General features: G+C 70.1%; 14 protein-coding genes. 2 read left to right on the forward strand and 12 right to left on the reverse strand.

What is annotated here, in order from left to right; genetic code table 11:
- Positions 1 to 124 precede the first annotated feature (124 nt).
- Positions 125 to 1,786 carry an energy-dependent translational throttle protein EttA gene (gene ettA / locus HEP74_RS17475; protein WP_185813935.1) on the forward strand — a complete coding sequence of 554 codons (1,662 nt, stop codon included), beginning with the start codon at positions 125 to 127 and terminating at the stop codon, positions 1,784 to 1,786.
- Positions 1,787 to 1,972: 186 nt separating this feature from the next.
- Here ettA and def read toward each other — a convergent pair whose 3' ends face one another.
- Entirely contained in the window at positions 1,973 to 2,488 is a 516-nt protein-coding gene (gene def / locus HEP74_RS17480) for a peptide deformylase (RefSeq protein ID WP_185813936.1), read from the reverse strand.
- 387 nt (positions 2,489 to 2,875) lie between these two features.
- Here def and HEP74_RS17485 point away from each other — a divergent pair, with 387 nt between their 5' ends.
- Positions 2,876 to 3,892, forward strand: coding sequence for a DUF4434 domain-containing protein (locus tag HEP74_RS17485; protein WP_185813937.1), 1,017 nt, complete (start codon positions 2,876 to 2,878; stop codon positions 3,890 to 3,892).
- Positions 3,893 to 3,910: 18 nt separating this feature from the next.
- Here HEP74_RS17485 and HEP74_RS17490 read toward each other — a convergent pair whose 3' ends face one another.
- From HEP74_RS17490 to wecB, 11 genes are read right to left on the reverse strand one after another with little or no spacing between them, the layout of a single operon-like run.
- Positions 3,911 to 5,044, reverse strand: coding sequence for an acyl-CoA dehydrogenase family protein (locus HEP74_RS17490; protein WP_185813938.1), 1,134 nt, complete (start codon positions 5,042 to 5,044; stop codon positions 3,911 to 3,913).
- Positions 5,045 to 5,047: 3 nt separating this feature from the next.
- Positions 5,048 to 5,728, reverse strand: coding sequence for an alginate O-acetyltransferase AlgF (locus tag HEP74_RS17495; RefSeq protein ID WP_185813939.1), 681 nt, complete (start codon positions 5,726 to 5,728; stop codon positions 5,048 to 5,050).
- Complete coding sequence (locus HEP74_RS17500; protein WP_185813940.1) at positions 5,725 to 7,200, reverse strand: AMP-binding protein; 1,476 nt, start codon at positions 7,198 to 7,200, stop codon at positions 5,725 to 5,727. Before HEP74_RS17500 ends, HEP74_RS17495 begins: the two co-directional genes overlap by 4 nt.
- 27 nt (positions 7,201 to 7,227) lie before the next feature.
- Positions 7,228 to 7,458, reverse strand: coding sequence for an acyl carrier protein (locus tag HEP74_RS17505; protein ID WP_185813941.1), 231 nt, complete (start codon positions 7,456 to 7,458; stop codon positions 7,228 to 7,230).
- Between the two features lie 13 nt (positions 7,459 to 7,471).
- Positions 7,472 to 9,052 (reverse strand): MBOAT family O-acyltransferase, encoded by a 1,581-nt coding sequence (locus tag HEP74_RS17510; protein ID WP_185813942.1) that lies wholly within the window; start codon positions 9,050 to 9,052, stop codon positions 7,472 to 7,474.
- A 13-nt stretch (positions 9,053 to 9,065) separates the two neighbouring features.
- A complete protein-coding gene (locus HEP74_RS17515; RefSeq protein ID WP_255427780.1) occupies positions 9,066 to 10,190 on the reverse strand; it encodes an alginate O-acetyltransferase AlgX-related protein in 1,125 nt (374 codons plus the stop codon).
- 3 nt (positions 10,191 to 10,193) lie between these two features.
- Entirely contained in the window at positions 10,194 to 11,192 is a 999-nt protein-coding gene (locus HEP74_RS17520) for an alginate O-acetyltransferase AlgX-related protein (RefSeq protein ID WP_185813943.1), read from the reverse strand.
- A gap of 50 nt (positions 11,193 to 11,242) precedes the next feature.
- Positions 11,243 to 14,080 (reverse strand): NfrA family protein, encoded by a 2,838-nt coding sequence (locus tag HEP74_RS17525; RefSeq protein ID WP_185813944.1) that lies wholly within the window; start codon positions 14,078 to 14,080, stop codon positions 11,243 to 11,245.
- Positions 14,077 to 16,221: a glycosyl transferase family protein gene (locus HEP74_RS17530; RefSeq protein WP_185813945.1), complete on the reverse strand. Its 2,145-nt coding sequence runs from the start codon at positions 16,219 to 16,221 to the stop codon at positions 14,077 to 14,079. The genes HEP74_RS17525 and HEP74_RS17530 overlap by 4 nt, the downstream gene beginning before the upstream one ends.
- Before the next feature lie 6 nt (positions 16,222 to 16,227).
- Complete coding sequence (locus HEP74_RS17535) at positions 16,228 to 18,447, reverse strand: hypothetical protein (protein ID WP_185813946.1); 2,220 nt, start codon at positions 18,445 to 18,447, stop codon at positions 16,228 to 16,230.
- Positions 18,444 to 19,628: a non-hydrolyzing UDP-N-acetylglucosamine 2-epimerase gene (gene wecB / locus HEP74_RS17540; protein ID WP_185813947.1), complete on the reverse strand. Its 1,185-nt coding sequence runs from the start codon at positions 19,626 to 19,628 to the stop codon at positions 18,444 to 18,446. Before wecB ends, HEP74_RS17535 begins: the two co-directional genes overlap by 4 nt.
- Positions 19,629 to 19,937 lie beyond the last annotated feature (309 nt).

Genomic DNA, 19,937 nt, shown 5'->3' on the forward strand with positions numbered 1-19,937 from the left:
GTCGGTACGCGGCGCAGGCAGGCCGGCAGCCGACGTGCCTACGCCGGTGCCGCTATAATCGCGGGCATCCATTTCGCGCCTTCCGGCCCCGGCCGGCGGGCGTCCTGCGCCTTCCGGAGACCCCATGTCGCAATACATCTACACCATGAACGGCGTCAGCAAGACGGTGCCGCCGAAGCGCCAGATCATCAAGGACATCTCGCTGTCGTTCTTCCCGGGCGCCAAGATCGGCCTGCTCGGCCTCAACGGCGCCGGCAAGTCCACCGTGCTGAAGATCATGGCCGGCGTGGACACCGATTTCAGCGGCGAAGCACGCCCGCAGCCGGGCATCAAGGTCGGCTACCTGGCGCAGGAGCCGGAGCTGGACCCGGCCAAGACCGTGCGCGAAGCGGTCGAGGAAGGCGTCGGCGAAGTGCTGCAGGCGCAGGCCGCGCTGGACAAGATCTACGAGGCCTATGCCGAGGAAGGCGCCGACTTCGACAAGCTCGCTGCCGAGCAGCAGCGGCTGGAGGCGATCCTCGCCGCCGGCGATGCGCACATGGTCGAGCAGCAGCTGGAGATCGCCGCCGACGCGCTGCGCCTGCCGCCGTGGGACGCGGTGATCGGCCCGCTGTCGGGCGGCGAGAAGCGCCGCGTGGCGCTGTGCCGGCTGCTGCTGCAGAAGCCGGACATGCTGCTGCTCGACGAACCGACCAACCACTTGGACGCCGAGTCCGTCGAATGGCTGGAGCAGTTCCTGGCGCGCTACACCGGCACCGTGGTGGCGGTGACCCACGATCGCTACTTCCTCGACAACGCCGCCGAGTGGATCCTGGAACTGGACCGCGGCCGCGGCATTCCGTGGAAGGGCAACTACACCGACTGGCTGATGCAGAAGGAAGAGCGCCTGAAGCAGGAAGACAATCAGGAGAAGTCGCGACAGAAAGCGATCCAGAAGGAACTGGAGTGGTCGCGGCAGAACGCCAAGGGCGGCCGCACCAAGGGCAAGGCGCGTCTGGCACGGCTGGAAGAACTGCAGTCGGTCGATTACCAGCGCCGCAACGAGACCAACGAGATCTTCATTCCGCCGGGCGAGCGCCTGGGCAACGCGGTGCTCGAGTTCAAGCACGTCACCAAGAAGTTCGGCGACCGCCTGCTGATCGACGACCTCAGCTTCCTGGTGCCGTCCGGCGCCATCGTCGGCATCATCGGCCCCAACGGCGCCGGCAAGTCGACGCTGTTCAAGATGATCATCGGCATGGAAAAACCGGACTCGGGCGAGATGGTGCTCGGGCCGACGGTGAAGCTGGCCTACGTGGACCAGAGCCGCGACAAGCTGGAAGGCAACCACAACGTGTTCCAGGAAGTCTCCGGCGGCCTGGACATCCTCAACATCAACGGCGTGGAGATCCAGTCGCGCGCCTACCTGGGCCGCTTCAACTTCAAGGGCCAGGACCAGCAGAAGCTGGTCGGCAGCCTGTCCGGCGGCGAACGCGGCCGCCTGCACATGGCCAAGACCCTGCTGCAGGGCGGCAACGTGCTGCTGCTCGACGAACCGTCCAACGACCTGGACATCGAGACGCTGCGCGCACTGGAAGACGCGCTGCTGGAGTTCCCCGGCAACACCTTCGTGATTTCGCATGACCGCTGGTTCCTGGATCGCATCGCGACCCACATCCTGGCGTTCGAAGGCAACTCGCACGTGGAGTTCTTCCAGGGCAACTACCGCGAGTACGAGATCGACAAGCGGCGGCGCATGGGCGACGACGCCGGTCCGAAGCGGCTGCGTTTCAAGGCGCTGAAGTAAGCGGGCGCGGAGTAAGCGAGTGTTTCTTGCCACGGCCCGCCTGACAGCGGGCCGTGTGCATTTCGGCGCTGGGATTCTCTCGGCCGCCTTGACCTGCAGGAGCGGCTTCAGCCGCGACCGGCACCTTCGGCAAGGACATGTCGCGGCTGAAGCCGCTTCTACAGGGGCGAAGCCCCGGCCAAAGCGCTACAGCTCGTAGGACAGCACGTCCTCGAAGCCGAACTTGCCGAAGTCGCGGATCCGCGACGGATACAGCCGGCCGATCAGGTGGTCGTGCTCGTGCTGCACCACCCGCGCATGGAAGCCTTCGGCCTCGCACACCACCGCGTTGCCGTCCGGGTCCCGGCCGCGATAGCGGATCTGCCGGTAGCGCGGAATCACCGCGCGCAGCCCGGGAATGGACAGGCAGCCTTCCCAGCCGTCTTCCAGTTCGTCGGACAGCGGCTCGATCTGCACGTTGGCCAGCGCGGTGCGCGGCACCGCCGGCGCATCGGGATAGCGCGCATTGCTGTCGAAGCCGAACACCATCAGCTGCAGATCCACCGCGATCTGCGGCGCGGCCAAGCCGACGCCGCGCGCGGCGTCCATGGTCTCGAACATGTCGGCCACCAACGCGTGCAGCTCCGCGCTGCCGAAATTGTCGACCGGCTGCGCGATGCGCAGCAGGCGCTGGTCGCCCATGCGGATGATGTCGCGGATCATGCCCTGCTCCTGTGCCCGAGTGCCGCACCGATTATCCGCCGACTGGCGCGCGCTTGCAGCCTGATCGCGTCAGCGTCACCGAGGGTAGTCCCGGCGGCGGATGCGGTCGGGGCTGAAGCCCCTCCTGCAGTGCACCCGGCCGGCCATTCGCAAGTGCTTTGCAGCGGCGGCTGCCGGTGGTGTCGGCCGCCACCTGGCGGCCTTTCCTGGCCGACGTGCCTGGCGCCTCATCGAACAGGACTCAAAGCCTGCGCCGCGCGCCACCGCGAAATCCATCTGCAGCGGCGCTTTTGCAACGGCCGCCGCGCCGCATCGCGGAGACGATGCGACGCGCTCTTTCGTGGCGATGCTGTAGAACAACGACCTGGACTCCGCCGCGCGCAAGCAATGCACAACGATCGCTTTGGATCCGCTTCCTTCTCGCCCAGCCGGCGCGACCTGCTGCGTCTGGCCGTACTGGTTCCCGCTGCGTGCGCAGTGGGCATGCTGCCGGGCTGTGCGAAGCCGCCGCGGTTCGACGGCAGCTTCATCCAGCCGTGGCGCAGCCACCTGCAGCTGGGCGCGCAGGACTGGCAACAGCACATGGCGCTCGCCCAGCGCCTGGGCTGCCGGCAGATCGTGGTGCAGTGGGCCGGACTGTACGGCGGCGGCGGCGATGCGGACTGGACCCTGCCGGACAGCACGCTGCAGCTGATCTTCTCCACCGCCGCCGCCGCCGGCCTGCAGGTGCGGGTCGGCCTGCCGTATCACAGCGGTTGGTGGAAGGCACTGCAGGCGCCGGACCTGACCACGCTGGATGCGTTCCTGGCGCTGACCCTGGACCACGCGCGCGCCTATCTGCAGGCCGCGCCGTGGAGCAGGCAGGCCAACTTCGACGGCTGGTACCTGCCGTACGAACTGGAGCAATTCCACTGGGCGCAGGACGCGCGGCAGCAGCGCCTGTGCAGTTGGCTGGCCGCGCTGTGCGCTGCGGCCAGCGCCGGCACCGAGAAGGTCAGCGCGATCTCCACGTATTTCAGCCGGCTGCAGACCAGCGGCTCGCTGCCGCAACTGTGGAATCGCATCCTCGACCAGGTGCCGCTGCGGCCGATGGTGCAGGACGGCGTCGGCGTCGCCGGGCTGGACAACCTGGACGGGGTGAATCCGCTGCTGGCGGCGCTGCGCGCGCGCCAGGTCGCCTTCGACGTGGTGGTCGAGCTGTTCGAGGAATTGCCCAGCTCGGCCGCCGACGGCAGCCACTTCCAGGCGCAGACCGCCGATGCCGCACGCATCCAGAAACAGCTGGACTGGGCGCAGCGCAGCGGCGCCGCCGGCATCTTCGCGTTCGCGCTGGACCCGTGGCTGTCGCAGGACTCGCCGCGCGCGCAGGCGCTGCGCCGGCAGTGGCGCGCCGGGCGCCAGTAGCCGCCCGGCGCGCGCCCGCTACAGGGCGCGGCCGATGATGTCGCGCAGGATCTCGCTGGTGCCGCCGAAGATGCGCAGCGCACGCGCGTCGGCCCAGGCGCGGCCGATGCCGTATTCGCTGCTGTAGCCGTAGCCGCCGTGCAGCTGCAGCAGCGCGTCCAGCACCTGGCCCTGGATCTCGGTGGCGTTGAGCTTGGCCATCGCCGCGGTGGTCGCCTGCAGCCCGCCCTGCATGTGCGCGTCCAGGCACTGGTCGAGGAAACTGCGCAGCATCGCCAGCCGCGACGCCGCGTCGGCGAGCACGAAACGGGTGTTCTGGTGGTCGATCAGGTGGCGGCCGAACGCCTTGCGCTGGCGCACGTAGGCCAGGGTTTCTTCGAGCATGCCCTCGGCCGAGGCCGCGGCGCGCAGCGCGATCGCCAGGCGTTCGGCGGCCAGTTGTTCGCCGAGGTAGTCGAAGCCGCGCTGTTCCTCGCCGAGCAGGTGCGAGACCGGCACCGCCACGTCCTGGAAGAACAGCTCGCTGGTGTCCTGCGCGTGCTGGCCGATCTTGGCCATCGGCGCGCCGCGGGTGACGCCGGGCAGCGCGGTCTCGACGCAGAACAGGCTCAAGCCGCGCGCGCCCAGTTCCGGCGCCACGGTCGCCACCACCACCGCCACGTCGGCGTTGCTGCCGTTGGTGATCCAGGTCTTCTGGCCGTTGAGCAGGTAGTGCTCGCCCTGGCGCACGGCGCGGGTGCGGATCGCCTTGAGGTCGCTGCCGGCGCCGGGTTCGGTCATCGCGATCGCGCCGATCGCCTCGCCGCGCGCCATCTTCGGCAACCACGCGTCGCGCACCGTGTCGCTGCCGTACTGCATCAGGTACGGCGCGACCATGTCCGAATGGATCGAGAAGCCGATGCCGAGGAAATTGGCCCGCGCCAGTTCCTCGATCACGCAGGCGGCATGCCCGGCGTCGCCGCCCAGGCCGTAGGGTTCGGGCAACTGGCAGTTGAGCAGGCCGGCCGCGCCGGCCGCACGCCACAGCGCGCGCGGGGTGATGCCGTCGCGCTCCCACTGCGCGTAGTGCGGGGCGATCTGGCTGTCGATGAAACGCCGCACCTGGGCGCGGAACAGCGTGTGGTCTTCGCGGAACACGGGGCGCTCGCGCATGGCTCAGCGGCCGACCGGATCGGTGCCGCTGAGCTGGCCCTGCAGCACCGGCGCATTGCCGCTGCCGCTCAGGAACAGGCTGTAGTGGTCGCCGGGCTGCAGCGACGGCAGCGCCAACGGCGCGCTGTCCTTGCTGCCGCACGCGGCCACCAGGCGCGCCTTGACCGGGTTGATCGCACGCGCGCCGCTGGCGCCCGCGGCGACGGCCGGGAACACCACCGCGCCGTTGTCGGCGATCGCCAGCCGCGCCTGGCCGCAGTCGCTGGCCAGGTTGTAGAAGCGGATCTCGGCCTTGAGCGCATCGCTGCTGCCGCCGCCATCGGCCAGCACCGCCAGCGGCCGCGACGGCGTGGCCGCATCCAGCACCAGTGTGGTGAAACTGCCGGCGGCGACCTGCGCCTGCTCGCGGGTCTTGCCGGCCACGCGCAGCGCGAACGGCTTGCCGCCTTCGATGATGGCGTAGCGGGTGGCGCGGGTGGCCGGGCCGATGCGCTGTGCGGCGCCGTTGCCGATGCCGACCTCGAGCGCGGCGTTGCCCGGGTTGAGCACGCGCACGAACGCCGAGCCGGCCGGCGGGCGCGCGGCGTACAGCTGCGCGAGGCGGCCTTCCGCGGCGCCCTGTTGGGCGTTGGCGGCCAGTGGCGCGAGCGCGGTAGCGGCGAGCAATGCGAGCATCAATTTCATCGTGGCGTTTCCTGGCTGCGGAGCGTGCGCGCCATGGCATAGCGCTGCTCCAGTTGTTTGCGATCGACCTTGTCGCTGTTGCCGGTCGGCAATGCGTCCACGGCGATCAGTTCGGAGGGAATCATGTAGGCCGGCACGCGGCGGCCGAGTTGCTGCTTCCAGTCCTGCAGCGCGTCCGGCAGCGGCTGTACCGCACCGGCGCCCGCTACGGTCAGTTCGACGAAGCCGATCATCCGCACCAGGCTGCCATCGGGCCGGCGCAGCACCACCGCGGCACCGGCGACCACGCCGTCCAGGGTCGACAGCGCCGCATCCACTTCCGCCAGTTCGATGCGGTAGCCGTTGAGCTTGATCTGGTCGTCCCTGCGGCCGCGGAAGTAGAGCCGGCCCTGCGCATCGACATCGCCCAGGTCGCCGCTGCGGTAGGCGCGTTTGCCGTGATGGTCGAACAGCACGCCCTGGTCGAGGTCGGGACGATCCAGATAGCCGCGCATCACGTGGTCGCCGGCCATGCAGATCTCGCCGGCGTCGAGGAACACCTCGGCATAGGGCTTGGCCACGCCGATCGGGAACGGGTTGGGCGCGGCCGCGCGCAGTGCCGGATCGATCTCCACCCAGGTGGTGGAACAGGTCGCTTCGGTCGGGCCGTAGGAGTTGACGATGCGCGCCTGCGGGAAGCGCGCCCACAGCTCTTCGGCCACGCGTGGGGTCAGCGACTCGGCGCCGAACACGAACACCCGCAACGCGGGCAGGTGTTCGGCAGCGAAGCGCGGGTTGAGCAGTTGCTGGCGCACGAACGACGGCGTGGATGCCCACACCGCCACCTCGGACTGGCGCAGGCGATCGACGAAACGTTCGCTGTCGGCGATCACCTCGCGCGGGCACAGCACGCAGCACCCGCCCAGGCCGAGCGCGCCGCACAGGTCGAACAGCGAGAAATCGAAGTTGAACAGCATCTGGTTGAGGAACGCCGGCGCCGAGCCCAGCGCCAGACAGTCGCGAATCCAGCCGGCGAACAGGGCCACGCTGTCGCGGCCGATCTGCACGCCCTTGGGATCGCCGGTGCTGCCGGAGGTGAACATGATGTAGGCCAGGTCCGGCACCGCCAGCGCGCGCGCGGCGTCGGCACCGGGACCGAACGCATCGGTGGCGGCGTCGTAGACCGCGGCGGCATGCACCAGCGCGACGATGCGCTGCAGCCGCGCCGGCGGATTGATCGTATCCACCGGCACATAGGTCACGCCCAGCTGCAGGCAGCCGAGCATGGCCACTACGAAGGCGGCCTGCTTGTGGCCCCAGATCACCAGCGCATGGCCCGGCCGCACGCCGGCGCGCTGGGCGCGGGCGATCCAGTCCTGCGTGGCCAGTTCCAACCCGGCCCAGTCCAGCACGCCGTCGGCAGCGTGCAACGCCGGCGCCTGCGCGGCATGGTCGCGCTCGACGAAGCGGCAGCGGTCGAAATCAAAGCGCATGCGTGCGACTCCTTGCGCGGTCCGCGCTCAACGCCGGTGCGCGGCCACGTACTCGGCCAGCACCTGCACCGATTCGACCAGCGTGTCGATCTCGTCGATCGGCAGGGTCACGCCGAGGCGGTCCTTGACCTCGACCATCAGCTGCACCTTGGACATCGAATCGAACAGCGATTCCATGTATTCGTCGGGCTGCACGCGGGTACCGATCACGCTCTCGACGATGTCGCCGAGTTGGGTCTGGAGGGTCTGCATATCCATGGGGTTCACCTTGTCAGAACTGGAAATAGAGGAAACGCGATGCCTTGTGCAGGCTCGACAGGCACAGCGCGAGCAGCGCCAGCATCGCCAGCAACCACGGCAGGTTCGGCTGCCAGCGCATCCACGCGCGCGGCGCCGGGCTCGGCTTGGCCAGCGCGGGCGAGTACACGCCCATGATCTGGTGCGCATTCGGCGCCAGCCACACGATCGCCAGCAACGCCGCGACGTAGAGCGCCTGCAGATGGTGGCCGATCAGCAGGCGCCAGGCATCGCCCACGCCCAGGCCGGCGACAAGGCCGAGCCCGTGCAGGCTTTCCATGCCGCGCAGGCCGGCCATGCCCTGCACCAATCGCCAGGCATCGCCCACCCCGTCGGCGCGGAAGAAGGCCTGCGCCACCAGCACCGCGGCGAAGGTCAGCGCCAGATAGCCGGCATGCTGCAGCGGCCTGGGCGTGCGCAGCGCCGCCGGTTTGCGGCCGACGACGAAGATGCGCCAGGCATGGTTGATCGCCAGGTAGGCGGCATGCAGCAGGCCGAAGATCAGGAACTGCAGGCCGGCGCCGTGCCAGATCCCGGCCAGGCCCATCGCCCACACCGTGGGCAGCACGATCAACGACGCGAAGCCGCCCGTCGACGCCACCGCGGCCGGGCCGCTGGCGCGCCCGTGGCGGCTGCGCCAGCGGGTCACCGCCATCGCCACCGGGTAGTACAGGTAGGCGGTGATGTAGCGGGTCAGGGTCATGTGCCAGCGCGACCAGAACTCGATCACGCTGGTCGCCTTGTACGGCGAGTTGAAGTTGAGCGGGAAGCGGATGCCGAACATCCGCGCCAGCCCCAGCGCCATGTCCGAGTAACCGGAGAAATCGAAGTACAGCTGCAGCGCGTAGCTCAGCGCGGTGGCCCAGGCGCCCCACAACTGCAGCTCGCGGGTGCTGGCGAAACCGGCATCGGCGTACGGCGCGATGCTGTCGGCCAGCAGCACCTTCTTGGCCAGGCCGATCACGAACAGCATGCCGCCGACCGACAGGTTGTCGGCGTGGAAGCGGTAGGTCTCGCGCCTGCTGAACTGCGGCATCATTTCCTTGTGGTGGAGGATGGGGCCGGCGATCAGGTGCGGGAAGAAGGTCACGAACAACACGTAGCTGAGCGGGCTGCGATCGTTGACCAGGCCGGCGCGGCAGTCGAGCAGGTAGCCGATCTGGGTGAAGGTGAAGAAGGAAATGCCCAGCGGCAGGATCAAGGCATCCATCGGGCCGATGTCCACGCCCAGGCCGTGCACGAAGGTGACCATCGCCGCGACGTACTTGTAGTGCACCAGCAGCGCAAAGTCGGCGGCCACGCCTAGCGCGAGGACCAGCAGTTGCAACCGCGGCCGCCTGGCCAGCGCCAGCACGCTCAGGCTGACCAGGTAGTTGAACGCGATCGAGCCGAGCAGCAGCACCACGAACTGCGGGTTCCACCAGCCGTAGAACACGATCGAGGCCACGCACAGCCACAGCGCGGCCAGGCGCGGCTGCAGCGCACCGAGCAGGTAGTGCACGCCCAGCGCGATCGGCAGGAACAGCAGCAGGAACAGGAAGGAGTTGAACAGCATCGTCGGTCGGCGCTCAGTCGATCCCGGCCAATGCCGCCTGCTCGCCATCGGTCAGCGGCAAGGACAGGGCCATTTCGGAGAATTCCCAGATCACCAGCTTCAGGCTCGGCGGCCATTGCGCGCGCTGCGGCCAGACCGCCAGCAGCGCGCCGGAAAACTGGCCGCCGTCCAGGCTCTGGTTCCACACTTCGCGGCCCAGGGCATTGCCCAGGCGCTCGCCGAACAGGCTGCGGCGCCCGTTGGAGCTGCCCAACAGCAGCACCTCCACCGGTGGCGTGTCGTCGAGCAGGCCACCGCCGCGCAGCGGTGCGATGCTCTGCTCCGGTTCGCGATCCAGCGCCGGACGCCAGGCCGGCGGCGCGTGCTCCAGGCCGGCCAGCACGATTAGGTCGCCCATCCGCGGCGTCGGCGCACCGGGCGCAGCGACCGCGAAGGCCTGCCCGCCGCGCCCGCCGAGCAGCGGCAGCGCGGAGGTGGCTACCGCATCGGCCGCGCGCTGCGCGCCGATCCGGTTCATGTGCACATCGGTGCGGAAGAACACCGGCGCGTCGCCGGCCTGCAGCACCGGCAGCAGGTCGGTCGATGCCACGCCCGCGGCGGCCAGCGCCTGTTGCCATTGCCCCAGCCGCGCGCGCATCGGCGCCGAGTGGCGCAGGCCGCAAGTGTGCGCCTGCTCGATCCGCGATTTGTCCGGCACCACCACCACCAGCAACTGCACGCCCTGCGCCTGCAACTGCCGCGACCAATGCCGCATCAGCCGCACGCGCTGCGCGAACACCGCTTCGCCGGCCGCCGCCGGCGGACGCAGGCCATCGCGGTAGAACAACCAGCCCGGGCAGCCCAGCGCGACCTGCGGCCCCGCATCGCCGAGCAACCTATAGCGCAACGCCGCGCCGACTAGGTCGGCGCGCGCCTGCAGCGGCAACTGCAACGCCGCATCGATCGCACGGCCGGCCTCGCCATCGCTCCAGCGCGCCGGCGCCAGCGCCGCCGCCGGTAGCGGCGCGCGGCCCAGCATCCAGCCACCGGACAGCAGCCCGGCGACCAGCAGCATCATCACCACCGCAGCGGTGGTCACATGCGCACGCGCTGGGGCCGCCGCAGGCAGGGGCGCAGGCGCGCCGGGACGTGCAGGCATCGGCTACTTTCCCACGGCCTTGTGCAGGCGCGCCTGCCACTGCGGCGCACTCATGATCGAGGCGTTGTCCCACTGCCCGCGCGCATCCGGGCCCTGCGCATAGGACGGCTCGAACATCTGCCACACCAGCACCTGCGGCCTGGCCTTCTGGAACTCGGGCGATTCCAGGTATTCCAGCAGCATCGCCCAGGGACCGACGTTGCCGGGCTTCCAGTTCACCGAGACCGGGCGATCGAGCAGGTTGGACAGTTTCTGCGGGAAGCCGAAGTACGGCTGCACCATGCTGTGCCCGGTGACATGCAGCGGCGCAGGCGCGTCGTCCAGCAGCGCCTGCTGCTCGGACTGGCGGCGCACGGTGAAGGTGTCGCGGCCGATCGCCTTGCGCTGCGCATCGGTCAGGAACAGTTCGGCCAGATCGCCGAAGCGGCGCTCGGTGATCTCGCTACCCAGGGCCATGCCGGTGCCGTCCTGGCCGTGCAGCCGCGGCACCCGCTGGCGCACCTGCGCGGCCACCGCCACCGCCACCGCGTCGGCCGCCGGCTGGGTCCAGTGCTGGTCGCTGCGGTAGAACACCTCCTGCCCGCCCTGCTTGACCTGGCGCAGCACCTGCAGCGCATCCACCGCCGGCACCTGCGCCTTGCCCAGGCCATCGTGGATCAGCGCATAGCGCCCGCGCACCGCATCGCTCATGCGCCTGCCGTCGGGCAGCTTGTCCTCGTAGAACAGCGCCTTGTCCGGCAACACCAGCACGTCCAGCTCGACGCCGGCCGCGGCCAGCGCGGTACGGGCTTCGGCGATCAACGCGGTGTTGCGTTCGATCGCCGCGCCATCGACCTCGGTCAGGCTGCCCCAGGCCGGGAACAACCAGCCGTCCTTGCCGACCAGCACGATCGAGGAATCCTGCGCGGCGGCGGAGGCGGCGGCCGGAGCCGGAGCCTGGGCCAGCGCCGGCACGGCGGCGAACGCGCACAGCAGGCCCAACCACAGGGCGCGGGTACGCATGGGAACAATCGGGGCGACAGCATCGGTCATGGCGGTTCTTTCGGCAGGTGTCAGTAGTTGAAGGTGGCGGTGGCGAACAGGCCCTTGGCGCGCTGGGAATCGCCGCCGCCGAGCGCGAAGCGGTACTGCACGCTCAGGTCCAGCGAGGAGCGCGCCGCGTTGTAACGGTCCTCGCGGAACCAGTAGCGCACGCCGAGGCCGGGGCCGGCGCCCAGCGACCAGCTGCGATCGGTGTCGGACAGGGCGAACGCCTGCTCGCCGATCAGCGGGTAGTCGATGCCGCTGACCCGCGAGCGCTGGTCGAGCCAGTCCGCGGCCACCACCAGATACGGATTGAGCACCCAGCGGGTCTGCTCGGCACCGAACCGGTAGCTGCGGCCGGCACGCAGTTCCGCAGCGGCGAAGGCTTGCGTGCGATGCAGGCGGCCATCGGAGTCGAGCAGGGTTTCGACCGGCGCGCCGCTGGCGTCGAGCCGATCCACGCTGAAGCGCGCGCGGTTGTCGTCCCAGCTGTAGCCGGCCTGCGCATAGCCGCTCAGCGTCCACCACTGGTTGACGTCGGTGCGCACGCCGGTGCCGTGATAGAAGCCGTAGGTCAGGTACGACATCCAGCCGCCGGCATGGTCGTCCAGGCGATAGCGCGCCAGCGTGTTGATCTGCTGCGGCTGGTTGGAGTCGCGCTGGATGCGGCACTGGATCGCGGCCGCGTCCGGATAGACGCCGCCGCTGCGGGTGCCGCTGCCGAGGAACTGGCGGCGCTCGATGCCGGCGCTCAGGCCGGTGCGGCCGAACGCGTAGCGCACGCCGAACGATCCGACGGTGGAGGGCCAGCCGGCGCTCGAACGCGAGCGGCTCAAACGCTCGGCGCGGGCGCGCGCGTCCTCGGTGGCTTCGCCGGTGCACGGGTCCACGGCGCGCACCGATTCGAACGTGCCGCCCGCGTCGTACAGCGTGTTGGCCGCGCGCGCATACGCTTCCAGCGTGCCATGGCGGTTGTTGAGCGCCGCGGGCCGCCAGAACGCCTCCAGCGTGCTGAACACCGAATCGCCGGGAGTGCTGATCGCCGTGCCGCCCAGGTTGCTCGCAGCCTGGCGCGCGCCGCGGTAACCGGCCGAGGCGGTGATGCCCCACTCGCGCCCGAGGTTGGCGATCGAACTGCGCGTGTTGTAGCGCTGCGCCGTGTCCAGCGGCAACGCGCCCTGGTCGGCGCGATCGATCGCGCTGCGCAGCAGCGCCACCGCCTGCGCGTTGTCGCCGTTGGCGGCGCTGGCATAGGCCTGGTCGAGCACCACGCTGGGCGGCGCCTTGCCGGTGGCCTCGGCCGCGCGGAAATCGTCGAGCGCCTGCGCCGGTTGCCCGTCGCGCTGCTGCAGGTAACCGCGCTGCATCAGCAGCCCGGCATCGGCCGGGCGCTGGCCCAAGGCGCTGTCCAGGCGCTGCCGCGCCTGCGCGCGTTGCGCAGTGTCGCCGGCGGCTAACGCAGTGGTGAGCAGGTTCTGCAGGCTGGCGTTGTCCGGGTTCTCCTGCAGCGCGCGCTGCGCTTCGCGGATGGCCTCCTGGTAATCGCGCCGTCCGTAGGCGGCGTAGGCGCGCTGCGCGGCGCTGCCGGTGCCCTGCAGGTCGGCCGGCGTCAGTTCGCACTGCGTGCCGTACGGCGTATCGCGGCATTGCTGGAACGGCGCCGGGTACGTCGCCAGGGTCAGCGACGGCGCCGGGCGCGTGCTGCGCAGCGCCTTCTCGCGCTGGGCGATGGCCTGGCCGAGTTGCTTGCGCGCGGTCTCGTCCGCGCCGGCCAACGGATCGGCCTGCAACGGCTGCAGCAGGCGCGCGCCACGCGCACGATCGCCCGCGGCGATCGCCGCATCCACCGCCAGCAGGCGCACGTTGCGTTGCTGCTGCGGATCCAGCCAGTCCTGGCGCAGGGCCGCGTCGAAATCGGCATTGGCCTGCTCGGTATGCAATTGGCGCTGGCGCAGATACGCGCGCATCACCAGCGCCACGGTGTCTTCGCTGTCGTTGTCCAGCGCCGCGTCGGCAGTGGCCTCGGCGGCGGGCAACTGCCCGTCCAGCAGTTGCGCGGTCATCAGCAGCAGGCGATGCGAGGCCACGTCCGGCGCATACGCCACCGCTTGCCGGGCGTACCCGGCGGCGGTGGCGAAGTCCTGTTCGATCAATGCCTGGTAGCCCTGCTGCGCCGGCTTGACCGCGCGCTGGCGGCCCAGCGCCACGCGCTTGGCCTGCAGGTCGGCGACATTCGGCGCGCCCAGCTGGATCGCCGCGGCGGCGGCGGCCTCGGCCTGTTCGAACTGCTGCCGGGCCTCCAGCGCGGCCACCCACAGCACCGCCCAGGCGCCCTGCTGCGGCTGCTGGCGGAAGGCCTGTTCGGCCTTGTCCGCGGCCTCGGCCATGCGATCGTTGTTGTAGGCGTCATAGGCCTCGGTGGCGAGCGCGAAGGCGCGCCGGTAGGCCTGCTCGGCCGGGCTCGGATGCGCGCTGGCGCGTGGCGCGGGTGCACCGCCGGCGCGCGCAGCCGCCGCCGCCGTGGCGGGTGCCGCGTTCGCGCTGACCGCCAAGTGCGGCAATGCCGGATCCTGCAGCCCATCGGCGAGCGCACGGCGTGCCTGCGCGCGCGCTTCGTCGCCGCGGCCCAGCTTCTGCAGCGCGTAGATCTGCAACAGGCGCAGGCGCACCACGTCCGGGCGCAGCCGCGCCGCTTCGGCGGCCTGGCGGCTGGCCTGCGGGTAATCGCCGCGGGCGTAGGAGGCGTAGGCATCCTCGGCGATGCGGTAGGCGGCGCCGGCCAGCGGCAGTTGCTGCGCGTGCGCGGTGACGCTGCCCAGGCCGAGCAGGCTCAGTGCGATCACGCCGGAGAGCAGGCTGATTCTCATACGCTCAGCTCTCCGCCAACGCTGTACTGGGGATTGGCCGCACGGCGATGCTGCTCGCGCACGGCGGCGGCGATCGCCGCCTGGGTGGCGACGCCTTGCTTCACCAGGTGGTCGCCGATGCGGCCGTCGCGTTGCGGCCGGTATTCTTCCAGCACGCGCTCGAACTGGTCGCGCGCGATCAGGCGCAGCTCCACCAGCAGATCGCCCAGCAGCGGCACCGCGTCGACGCGGTAGCTTTCGCCGCTGATCAGGCGCAGGCCGGCGTTGATTTCGCTTTCGCGCGCGATCGCCTGCCTGAGCACGCTCGCGTCCAGGTCGTGCAGCAGCCGCGCCTGCTCTTCTTCGGACAACGCGTTGGAGACCGCGACCGCCACTTCGCCAAGCGTGTCCGACGGCAACGGCAGCAACCGCCATTGCACGCAGGCCTGCACCGACAACGGGAACCGCCCGGCCTGCAGATACGCCACGTCGATCGCCGCGCGCGGCAGGTCGCCCTGGAAGGCGATGGCCTCGGCCAGGGTTTCGTCGTCCAGCCAGCCCTGCGCCACCAGGATCCGTCCCAACGGTTGCTGGCGCCCGCCCTCCTGCTGCCGCAGCGCCTGCACCAGGCGCTCGGGCTCGACCGCTTCCCACGTTGTCAGCAGTTCGCCCAGGCGCCTGCGCGTATGCACCAGCTGCGCGGCGCTGGGGAAATCGTGCATGGTCTTGTCCCACACCATGCGCTTGCCGAACAGCAGGTACAGCAGGAACAGGCGCCAGGCGCGCGCGGTGGCCATGAAGTTGATCATGTTGCCGACCACCATGCGCGGGATCGACATCAGCGCGTGTTCCCAGCCGTACAGGCGGTTGACGAAGTAGAAGCGCTGCGCCACCCGCGTGGCCAGCGCGGCGGTGGTCAGCAGCGCCACGTTCATCTGCCAGGTGCCGCGCTGGAAGATGGTCGGGAACTGGGTGTCCCACGCGCCGGCGATCTTGAGCAGCCAGAACAGCAGCAGCTGCAGGAAGATCAGATAGGCGAAGACGCTGACAAACGAGGTGACGATGCCCTTGCGGTCGCGCGCGAGCAGGTACTTGGTCGCCAGCGAACCGCGCCAGCCCAGCGTTTCCCAGCTCTGCAGGCCGATGCCCAGCACCCAGCGCGCCTTCTGCCGGTACGAGGCGCGGAAGTTGTCGGGGAAGTATTCGCGCACGCACAGCGCCATGTGCAGGGTGCGCTCGCGCACCGGGCCCCAGCCGAACCACGACGGGCGGCGCACGCGGAACTGCACCGGGAAGCGCGCGAAGATCGAGTGCATGCCCATCGCCGCCAGGCGTGCGCCGACGTCGTAATCCTCGGTCAGGCTGTCGGTGTTGAACGGCTGGTTGTCGCTGGCCTCGCTCAGCGCCAGCAGCGCCTTGCGCGAGAAACAGGTGCCGACACCGGCCGACGGCACCATGCCGGACACGCTTTCGCGCACCACCAGGTCCTTGGCGTGCCATTCGGCGAATTCGTCCATGTACACGCCGGCCACCAGTTCGTACCACTCGCGGTCCAGCGAGGTCACCGGCAACTGGATCATGTCCTTGCGCGGCAGCAGGTAGTTGAAGAAGCGCAGCTCCATCGGGTGCAGCACGTCTTCGCTGTCGTGCAGGACCACGCCGGCGAACTCGATGTCGTTCTGCTTCTCGTACTCGAAGATCGCCAGCACCAGCCAGTTCAGGCAGTCGGCCTTGCTGGTCGGGCCGTCGTGCGGCACCTCGATGCGGCGCATGCGCTTGTAGCGGCGGCGCATGCGTTCCACCTCGGCGATGGTCTGCTCGTCGTTGGGATAGGTGCCGACGAAGACCATGTAGTCGTGGTAATCGAGCACATCGATCATGTTCTCGACCATCTGCCCGATCACGTCGAACTCGGCCCAGGCCGGCACCATGATCGCCAGGGTCTGTTCCGGGCGTTGCAGCAGGTCCTGCTGGGTCAACGGCCGGTATTCGCTGCGTTGCTTGACCACCACGCTGCGCCAGATTTCGCGCACCCAATACCAGGCATCGATGAACAGGTCGTCGAGGCTGGAGATCAGGATCACCACCGCGACCACCACCGCCGCCGTCTCCAGGAAGGCGTAGTAGTTGGCCAGGTGGATGTTCCAGTACAGACTATCCACGTGCGATCAGTTCCCGCTCTGCGCGGAGCGGCGGCGGCGACGGACCTGCACCACGCGCGCGGCCAGCAGCATGAACACGATCACTCCCACCAGCACCACCAGCCACACCATGTGCTGCTGCCACAGCGGCTCCGGGTTGCTCTGCTCGGCCATGCGCGCGCCGGTCGGGTCCTGCCCGTCGAAGTCCTGCACCACGCCGCTGGCATCCAGCAGCGCCAGGTTGCCGCGGATCAGCCGGAACGGTTCGGCGATCTGCGGTCCCTGCGTGCCCAGCTCGCGGTAGATCACCCCGGTGTTGGCGCCGCTGCCGACCACTTCGACCAGGGCGGCGCGGTCGAGCCCGGCCAGGTCCAGCAGCACCTGCTTGCCCGGGCCGGACACCACCAGCTTTCCGTCGCGCACCGCCCCGCTCTGCGCCAGCCCCTGCGGCGCCAGCACGAAGCTGAGGTAGGGACCGATCGGCGCGATCGCGGTCTTGGCATCGCCGACCTTGAGCGAGGCCTGCATCGGCGAGGCGCCGGTCGCGCCGGCGAGATGGATCACCTTGAGCAGCGACGCCGGTGCGTCCTGCAGCCAGACGCTGGGCACGAACACTTCGTGCGCGCCGGCCAGCTGCGAGGCCGCGCCGACGAAATCGGCGGCGAGGCTGCGCTCGGCAAGACGGATGTGGCTGCTGGGCAGCACCGACACCGGGTAGCCGGTGGCCGGATCATGGCAGTACGGACGCGCCGGCTGGCGCAGGAAACTGATCCGCACCTGGTTGCGCGCGGCCAGCGCGTAGCTCGGCACCTTGGCGACCAGCCGCTGCGGCTTGCCGTCGGCGTTCAGCACCTTGGCGCCCAGCAGATAGTCGTTGAAGAAGATCGAGGCGACCGCGCCCTGCCCGGCCGGGTTCGGCGCCGCGCTGACGTCGATCACCACTTCGCTGGGCAGGCGCCCCTCGCTGGACAGCGCGCCCAGGTCGAAGTTCGCGGTGCGGTCGCCGCGCGAGACGATGTCCAGGGTCCCGGCCATGTCGCCGAGGCGGCCGAGCAACACCACGTCCTTGTCGGCCGGCGGCAGCAACGCCGTGCTGACCAGCAGCGCACGGCCCTGTGCATAGGCGCGCCATTGCTGGGTCAACAGACCGGCGACCTTGGCGCCGGCGCCGCTGGCGACCAGCAGGGTCGGATGCCCGCCGACCAGCGCCACCTGCACCGACGCGGTGCCGGCCGGCTGTTCGAACCCGGCCATGTCGGCCTTGCGCCACGCGGCGAACGCGCCGGCCGCGTCCGGCGCGGCGCTGGCGACCTGAGTACCCAGCGCATCCAGCGCGGCGCGCACGCCGGCGCGCAACGGATCGCTCAGCACCGCCACGTCGACCGCGAGCGGACCGCCATCGCCGAGCGACAGCAGCGCGCCGACTTCGGCCAGGCTGCCGATGCGGTGGCTGGCGCTGCCATCGGACAAGGCCGCATAGGCGGGGATGCCGGCCAGGCTGGCCGGGATCGCCAGCCCGCGCAGGTCCACGCTCGCGCCCACCGCCGGCAGCGCGACCACGTCGACGCGCTTGCCGCCGTTCTCCAGCGCCGTGCCCACGCGCCAGGCGGTGTCGTAGCTCTGCACGCTGCTGGCGCGGCCCTCCACCAGCAGCCGCACGGTGGCCGGCAACGCGCCCCAGGCCTTGGCCACGGTGTCGATCGCGCGGCCGTCGAAGCGGTAGCTGAAGCGCGACTCCGGCGACAGCCGCAGCACGTTGGCCGGCGCGCTCTGGTCGGCGCACTCGTACTCGGAGACCACCGACCACCAGCCCACGCCGAAGCGCACGAAGCCGTTGGCGCGGGCGAAGCCGTCGATGCCGATGCGCTGGCTGACATCGCCCTGGGCATCGGTGATCGAACGCGCCGACACCGGGTCGCCGTCGATCGACAGCAGGCTGGAACTGCGCCCGGTGTGCCCGCGCACGTAGCGCGCATCGACCTGCAGTTGCGCATCGCGGGTCGCCACACCGGCCGGCACCGGCAGGTAGATCTCGCGCTGGCTTTCCTGGCCGCTGAGCACCAGCGGCTGCTTGAAGCCGAGTTCGCGCAGGGTCATCGAGCGGGTGACCGTGGTGGCGCCGGCCCACTCGCCGAACTGGCCGGCGACGGAGTCGGCGGCAGCGGCAGGCGGCAGCGCGGTCGCCAGGACCAGGGCCAGCGGCAAGACCTGGGGGAAGCGTGCGGTAGGACGGCGGGTCTGGGTCATGGCATCGATTCTGAAAAAAGAGGGAGGTGGGACACCGCCGCGGCACGGCCGGGCACGAAACTGTCGAAGGACTGGCCGCGCAGCGCGGCCACGATCCGCGCCGCTGCGCGGCCATCGCCGTAGGGGCTGGCGTGGGGCAGGAACCGCGCGGGCCGCGCCGGCAGCTCGCAGGCCGCGGCGACCGCGGCCACGATCCGCGCCGGATCGGTGCCGACCAGGGTCACCACGCCGGCCTGGACCGCCTCGGGGCGCTCGGTGACCTCGCGCATCACCAGCACCGGCCGGCCCAGCGCCGGCGCTTCTTCCTGCACGCCACCGGAATCGGTCAGCACCACGTGCGCGCGCTGCATCAGCCGCACGAAGGCGAGGTAGTCCTGCGGCGCGATCAGGTGCACGTTGTCCAGCCCGCCCAGCTGCGCGTGGACCGGGCCCTGCACGTTCGGATTCAGATGCACCGGATAGACGATCTGCAGGTCCTGGCGCTGCGCCAGTTCGGCCAGCGCACGGCAGATGTTGGCGAAGCCGTCGCCGAAGCTTTCGCGGCGATGCCCGGTGACCAGCAGCAACTTGCGCCGCGGATCCAGGAACGCGAACTGCGCATCCACCGTCGCGCGCAACGCGGCATCGCGCTCGAGCCGCTCCACGGTCAGTTGCAGCGCATCGATCACCGTGTTGCCGGTGACGCTGATGCGGCCGGACAGGTGCTCGCGCTGCAGGTTGCCGCGCGCACTGGCGGTGGGCGCGAACAGATGGTCGGCGACCACGTCGATCACCCGCCGGTTCATTTCTTCCGGCCACGGCTGCTGCAGATTGCCGGTGCGCAGGCCCGCTTCGACGTGGCCGACCGGAATGCGCCGATGGAATGCGGCCAGCGCGGCGCTCATCGCGGTGCTGGTATCGCCATGCACCAGCACGCGGTCAGGCTGCACCTGCGCGTACAGGGCATCGAGTTTGGCGAGCAGCCGCGAGCACAGGCCGTTGAGGGTCTGGTCGGCCACCATCACATCGAGATCGTGATCCGGCTGGATCGCGAACAACGCCATTACCTGGTCCAGCATCGCCCGATGCTGTCCGGTGATGCAGACCAGGGGATCGATGTCCGGCGCGGCGCGCAGCGCGCGGACCAGCGGCCCCATCTTGATCGCCTCGGGGCGCGTACCAAAAACGCAAAGAACCTTCACCAACCACTCCATTGGTCACCAACTAATAGTGACCATCGTCACACAAGATGTGCGAACTGGTGTGTACAAATCGTGCGAACTACAAGACGATGGTCAGCCTGATGCGGCGCATCGCCAAGCGCAGCGGGGCGTTTGGCCTCCGTCCTGAGCGAGTGAAAGCTTGAATTTGCAGGGCGTATCGCCAGCCTCGCGCTGGCGTCGCACGGGTGCGTGCGCCGCCGGCGGCGCCGCGTTCCGCCGCCTCACCGTCGCTGCACAACCGCTTGAATGGTGCGGCGCAGCGCGATATCGGCCCCGCCAATCGCGCCG

It is taken from the genome of Xanthomonas sp. SS (assembly GCF_014236835.1).
GTDB lineage: Bacteria > Pseudomonadota > Gammaproteobacteria > Xanthomonadales > Xanthomonadaceae > Xanthomonas_A.